This is a genomic window from Flavisericum labens, from assembly GCF_045446075.1.
Classification (GTDB): domain Bacteria; phylum Bacteroidota; class Bacteroidia; order Flavobacteriales; family Flavobacteriaceae; genus Flavisericum; species Flavisericum labens.
On the sequence record NZ_JBJJBQ010000023.1, the window covers coordinates 1 to 6,132 of the forward strand.

At 33.6% G+C, this 6,132-nt stretch carries 4 protein-coding genes and 1 rRNA gene; 4 read left to right on the forward strand and 1 reads right to left on the reverse strand.

Annotation, left to right across the window (positions count from 1 at the left end):
* The first annotated feature begins 171 nt into the window (after window positions 1-171).
* From ACIEHO_RS16350 to ACIEHO_RS16365, 4 genes are all read left to right on the forward strand, one after another.
* Window positions 172-2,610, forward strand: coding sequence for a helix-turn-helix domain-containing protein (locus ACIEHO_RS16350; protein WP_406973712.1), 2,439 nt, complete (start codon window positions 172-174; stop codon window positions 2,608-2,610).
* Window positions 2,611-2,716: 106 nt separating this feature from the next.
* Window positions 2,717-2,824: ribosomal RNA gene (gene rrf / locus ACIEHO_RS16355) — 5S ribosomal RNA — on the forward strand.
* Between the two features lie 445 nt (window positions 2,825-3,269).
* Window positions 3,270-4,490, forward strand: coding sequence for a 3-oxoacyl-[acyl-carrier-protein] synthase III C-terminal domain-containing protein (locus ACIEHO_RS16360; protein ID WP_406973714.1), 1,221 nt, complete (start codon window positions 3,270-3,272; stop codon window positions 4,488-4,490).
* Between the two features lie 118 nt (window positions 4,491-4,608).
* Entirely contained in the window at window positions 4,609-4,746 is a 138-nt protein-coding gene (locus ACIEHO_RS16365) for an HRDC domain-containing protein (RefSeq protein ID WP_406973716.1), read from the forward strand.
* A gap of 133 nt (window positions 4,747-4,879) precedes the next feature.
* Here the strand turns inward: ACIEHO_RS16365 and ACIEHO_RS16370 are convergent.
* Window positions 4,880-6,132, reverse strand: a 1,253-nt coding sequence (locus ACIEHO_RS16370) for a thrombospondin type 3 repeat-containing protein (protein WP_406973718.1), incomplete at its 5' end; no start/stop codon positions are given.

Genomic DNA, 6,132 nt, shown 5'->3' on the forward strand with positions numbered 1-6,132 from the left:
CGTTTGTGGGAGAGTAGGTCGTTGCCTTTTTTGGAAACCCTTCATAGAAATATGAAGGGTTTTTTGTGTTTGTATATTATGCTAACGGAGTTGAGGCAAATAAATTTTTTATCTCAAAATCTGTTAAAAACAATCAAATTCTTATCTTCAATGCCAACTTTAATTTAGGCTATGGCTGAAAATAGAGAACTTCAATTGGCTTGGGATTTTGTAAACAATACCAATCGTTCTATTTTTTTAACGGGTAAGGCGGGAACTGGTAAAACAACCTTTCTGCATCGTTTAAAAATGCATAGTTTAAAGCGACTTGTTGTTGTTGCTCCAACAGGTGTGGCCGCAATCAATGCGAAAGGTGTTACAATACATTCATTCTTCCAAATGCCTTTTGGACCTATTCTGCCTGATACAGATTTAAATACTTCAAAGGGTTTCAACCGAAAATTCAGCAAAACAAAAATTAATATTATCAAATCGATGGATTTACTAGTTATTGATGAGATGAGTATGGTTCGTGCAGATTTACTGGATGGTATTGACCGAACGTTGCGACGTTTTAGAAACCGAAACATGGTTTTTGGAGGTATTCAAGTGTTAATGATTGGAGATTTACAACAGCTTTCTCCAGTTATTAAGGAGCAGGAATGGGATTTACTTAAACACATCTATAAAAATGGATTTTTCTTTAGTAGTTTGGCTTTTCAAGAATGTAAAGCCATAACCATTGAACTCAAGCACATCTATAGACAGGAAAACCCTAGGTTTATTGAAATACTCAATGAAATTAGAAATAATAAGCTGAGTCAGGAGGGAGCCCAAGAATTAAACAAACGTTTTATTGCTGATTTTACACCCAAACCTGATGATGGCTATATTTCTTTAACCACACATAATAACAAAGCTGAGGCTACCAATCAAACTGAATTAGAAAAATTAAAAACTAATTCCGTTACTTACAGGGCTGAAATAGATGGCAAATTTCCTGAATATGCCTACCCCAATAAGGAAAATTTAGAGTTGAAAGTTGGTGCTCAGGTCATGTTTGTAAAAAATGATAGCAGCGGTGAAAAACGATACTTTAACGGTAAAATTGGAAAAGTAATTCATTTGGATTCTGATGAAGTTGTGGTTCATTGCCCAGATGATGATTTTAATATTATAGTTACTCCAGAAATTTGGGAAAATATTAAATATTCGGTTGATGCTGAAACCAAAGCCATCACAGAAGACAAAATAGGATCTTATACACAAATGCCTCTGCGTTTGGCTTGGTCGATAACCATTCATAAAAGCCAAGGCTTAACCTTTGATAAAGCAATTATCGACGCCCAGGGCGCATTTGCCCATGGCCAAACCTATGTGGCGTTAAGTAGATGTAAATCGTTGGGAGGTTTAGTCTTAAAAAGTAAAATACACCCTAACCAAATTATTAGCGATGGTAATGTAAATGCATTTAATGAAGATGCTGAAAAAAATGCACCTAATGAAAAGGTTTTAAAGCAGTCCCAGAAAAGCTTTCAACTAGATTTGGTTTCAGAAATATTTGATTTTTACGAATTTTTATATCCATTAAATCGAATTTTAGATATTTATTATAAAAATAGAACCGTTGTTCAAGGGCCTATTGAAGATATTTTTCTGAATATAAAAAATGCTATTATTAACCTTTTAAAGGTGAGTAATGGATTTAAAAGTCAACTGCAGCAACTTTCAGAAAGTGATGAATATTTACCAGAACAAAGTAATGTTATTCAAGAGCGGTTTAAAAAAGCTATGGACTATTTTAAAGCGGAAACCGAAAAAAACATTGCTCAACCTTTAAAGAACTTTGGCTTTACTACCGACAACCAAGCCATAGGAAGTGAAATAACCAAACACTTGGATGCTTTTGATGAACTGTTTGAAGCAAAGCAATTGTATTTTAAGGAAATGACCGATGTTTTTAATGTTGAACATTTTTTAGAGTTGCGTGCAAAATCCATTTTTACAGGAAAGGAAAAACCCAAGAAGAAGAGACAAACTGTGGTTGAAGGCACCAGTAATATTGAACTTTTTGAAAAGCTACGCAACCTTAGAAATGAGATAGCTGAAGAAAATGACCTAATCCATTATCAAATTTTTACCCAAAAAGCACTTTACGAGATGTGCGAAACCTTGCCAACAAATGAAAAAGAACTTTTGGCGGTTAATGGGATGGGAAAAACCCGCATAAAAAAATACGGTTCTTCTATATTAAATGTTATTCGTGGCTATTGTGATGAAAATAATATAGAGACATCAACAGGGCCAGAAATCTTTGATATGCCCAAGCCAAAAAAGAAAAAGGGTGATACCAAAAAGGAATCATTGCAAATGTTTAAGTCTGGTAAATCTATTCAGGATATTGCAGATGAACGCGAACTCAACGAAAATACAATATTCGGGCATTTGGCCAGTTTTGTTGTTTCTGGAGAAATAAGAGTAACCGATTTGATGCCTGAGGAACATTACGAAGCATTGAAAAGCATCATTCCAAAGCATCATTTTCAGAACCTATCTGATTTAAAGCATCAACTGGATGATAAGTATTCTTATGGAGAGCTGCGTTTGGTGTTAGAGGGTTTGAAGGATTAAGACATGGATTTTACTAATTAGTAATTATATTTAGTTTGACTGGAAAAATGTTTGCACATGCGGAGCATCTGGAGGTTCTCGAATGAGTAATAAATAGTTTAAAGTAAAAGACAGTTATAATGACGGGGCTCAACTCTTGCCATTCTGAACAGAGAAGTTAAGCCCGTCAGAACCGATGGTACTGCATCCGTGGGAGAGTAGGTCATGGCCTTTTTTGGAATCCCTTCATGGAAAAATGAAGGGGTTTTTGCTTTTAGTCATTTAATCAATGAAAAACTATATTTTAACCAAATAAGTAATCTAAACAATACATTTCTATAATTAAAGTATATCCCATTCTATAATTCAAACTAGATAATGATAGGTTAGAAAATGCTGTTAAATACACTTATAATTTTTGCCATCAAGCTTTTAAGTATTTGCTTATGGTATTAATTTTAAATATATTTTTTCTTACAAAATTTAGTTGTTTTTATGTATTTCGTCGATTAAATGTTGTTTTATTACGCTTAAAAACAATTTATGTATATATTCAGACCGAATTTAGCTTACTGCGTTTATAAGGAGTCAATATTTTAAAAACCAGATATTAAATATATGATGGATATCATGCTAACCATTATCACTTAACTTATTATTAATACTAAACTATAATAGATATGAAAAATATAATAATATCTAATTTTCATCCTATTTTGGCTGGAAAGTTAATTAGTCAAGACAAGTTGAATCAGTACACAAAATTTCTGTACTACCATTATCAAAACCATCCTGTTTTAGTTGCAGAGGGGAACTTAGATCAAAAAGAACCTTTATTTTTTGAAGAAGTATCCGAACATGTTGATAAATATGCCGTGTCATCGAATAATATAGCAAAAAGACAAGTCTTACTTTTCGATGAGATAGAGCCATTTATTGTAAATGATATGGAATATACGGAACCTTGGGATTACATTTTTCCTGTTGGTTTTGAAGATTTACAAGGAAGTCATTATGGTCCGAAGATTGGGGCACGTATGGATTGGTTCAAGAAAAAAGTAAAAAATGTTTTTGATAAGTTTTATGAATATTCACCCAATAAGCCTGAAAATATTATACATGTAACATGCTCTGGTTATTCTGCTCCAAGTTTAGCGCAAGAAGCAGTTATAGAGCGTAATTGGGACGATGTAAGCGTTACTCATTCTTATCATATGGGGTGTTATGGAGCCTTTCCTGCTATACGAACAGGTTCAGGATTGTTAAGTTACAGTGAAAAAAAGGGAAGGGTTGATATTGTGCATACAGAATTATTGTCAACTCATTTAAATTTAACGGATTTCTCGCCTGCTAATACCGTGATTTGTTCATTGTTTGCAGATGGATTTATTGGATATTCGCTATATGATGAAACAAGTTTTTTCAATGATGATTCAATTAAGAGTAAAGTTGGATTAAAAATACTGGCTTCTCATGAAGTTATTATCCCCGATTCTTTGGAGGATATGACTTGGAATTTGGGAGAGTATAATTTTTTAATGACGCTCTCTAAACGTGTACCTATTTTCATAAAAAAATATATTGAGAAGTTTATTACGGATATGTGTAATAAAATTGATTTAAATTTTAAGGAGCAAAAAGATTCGATATATTATGCCATACATCCTGGTGGACCAAAAATTATTGATCACATTGTGAACGAGTTAGAAATAGAAAAAAAACAGGCGCATTGGTCCTACGAGGTTCTAAAAAATAATGGAAATATGTCTTCAGCTACAGTTCCTCATATTTTTAATGAAATTGTAAAAGATCCTAATATTAAGCCCAACACTAAAATTATTGCGGTAGCATTCGGACCTGGTTTAACTGCAACGGGGTTAGTACTTGAAAAAGTGGCTTGAGTTTTTTATAGACTTATTATCCAATCTATTTGATTGAATAAATTTCATTGATGATTAAAAACTAGCCTAAAACGGGTAATCAATACAAGGTTCTTTATCACAAAAGGCCTTATATGAAATGTGTGAAACTTTACCATCCAATAAAGCAGAGCTTTTGGAGTTGAACGGTATGGGAAAAACTCGTGTAAAAAAATATGTTTCTAAAATTTTGAAGTTGTTAGGGCCTATTTTGATGAAAATAATATTGAAACATTAATAGGACAAGAAATTTTTGATGCTCTGTAAGCTCCCCCAAAAACGCTCTTGATAAATTTTTAACACCATATCAAAATATAATATTTTGATATGGTGTTATATAATTCAATTATTTTAATTTATTACATCTAAAATCATTCTTTTAAAACTATAAACCTTTTAATGATAAACTGCTTATTGTTTTTGATAATGGCTAGGTGTACACCCTCCTGATATTGTTTGGTGATTTCAAGAATAACCTTTTCGAAATTTTCCACTTTTTTATTAAATAATAATCTTCCGTACAAGTCAAAGATTTTTAAATCAGATTCTAGCTCAACAAGCTCATTAATATCAATAGTGAGTTTGGTATTCACTGGATTGGGATACATCTTAACAGCATTTCTATAACTTGTTTTATTTGCAACTTCACAATCTACTGTTGCTTTGTTTTGGTTTAATTCCACATGATTTGTGACAATAATATCGTCATCGTATTCACAGACCTCGGCGTGAGCAATGATGTAGAATTGATTAAGCTGACTCACATCAATCGGATCGAAAATTACTTCATTTGTTGCATCTAATGTTGCAGATTTAAAAGGATACTGTCCCGGGGCTACAGTGTATTTTTGTCCTTTTTTCGGATACGATTCACAGCCTATATACAAATGCACTTTATTTAAGGAATAACCGGAAATCACTTGGTACTTAACATTCACTTTACCTTCTAAATATTTAACAATAACTTGTCCGACTAAATTTTCATTAGATAATTGATAATCTCCTGCACCAATATATATATCCATATAATAAGTGTTCTCCTCTGTTATCATATTTGTCCATCCCCAGCGATTGAAGTCTTCAGAAAAACGTTCTGAATTACTAATTGATTTAGCAAAGCCAGTTTCACATCTTGGTTCTTCTATATCACAGACGTCTCCAATTCCGTTTAAATCGGAGTCTAATTGATCTGGATTATATGCATCTAAACAATTGTCCACATCATCACATATGCCATCACCGTCGGTGTCGCCACCTTCATTTATACAGTCATTACATGTATTTGTTTCATCATTCGGACAGGCATCACAGGCATCTCCAATGCCATCACCATCTGCATCGGCCTGGTCTGCATTGGCATTATTTGGACAGTTGTCGATATTACCACAAACACCATCACCATCTGAATCATTATCTGGATCGTTTGGACACGTATCACAGGCATCTCCAATGCCATCGCCATCTGCATCGGCCTGGTCTGTATTGGCATTATCTGGACAGTTGTCTAAGTCTCCGCAAACTCCATCACCGTCTGCATCGTTGTTTGAATCATTTGGACACGTATCACAGGCGTCTCCAATGCCATCACCATCTGCATCGGCCTGGTCTGCATTGGCATTATCTG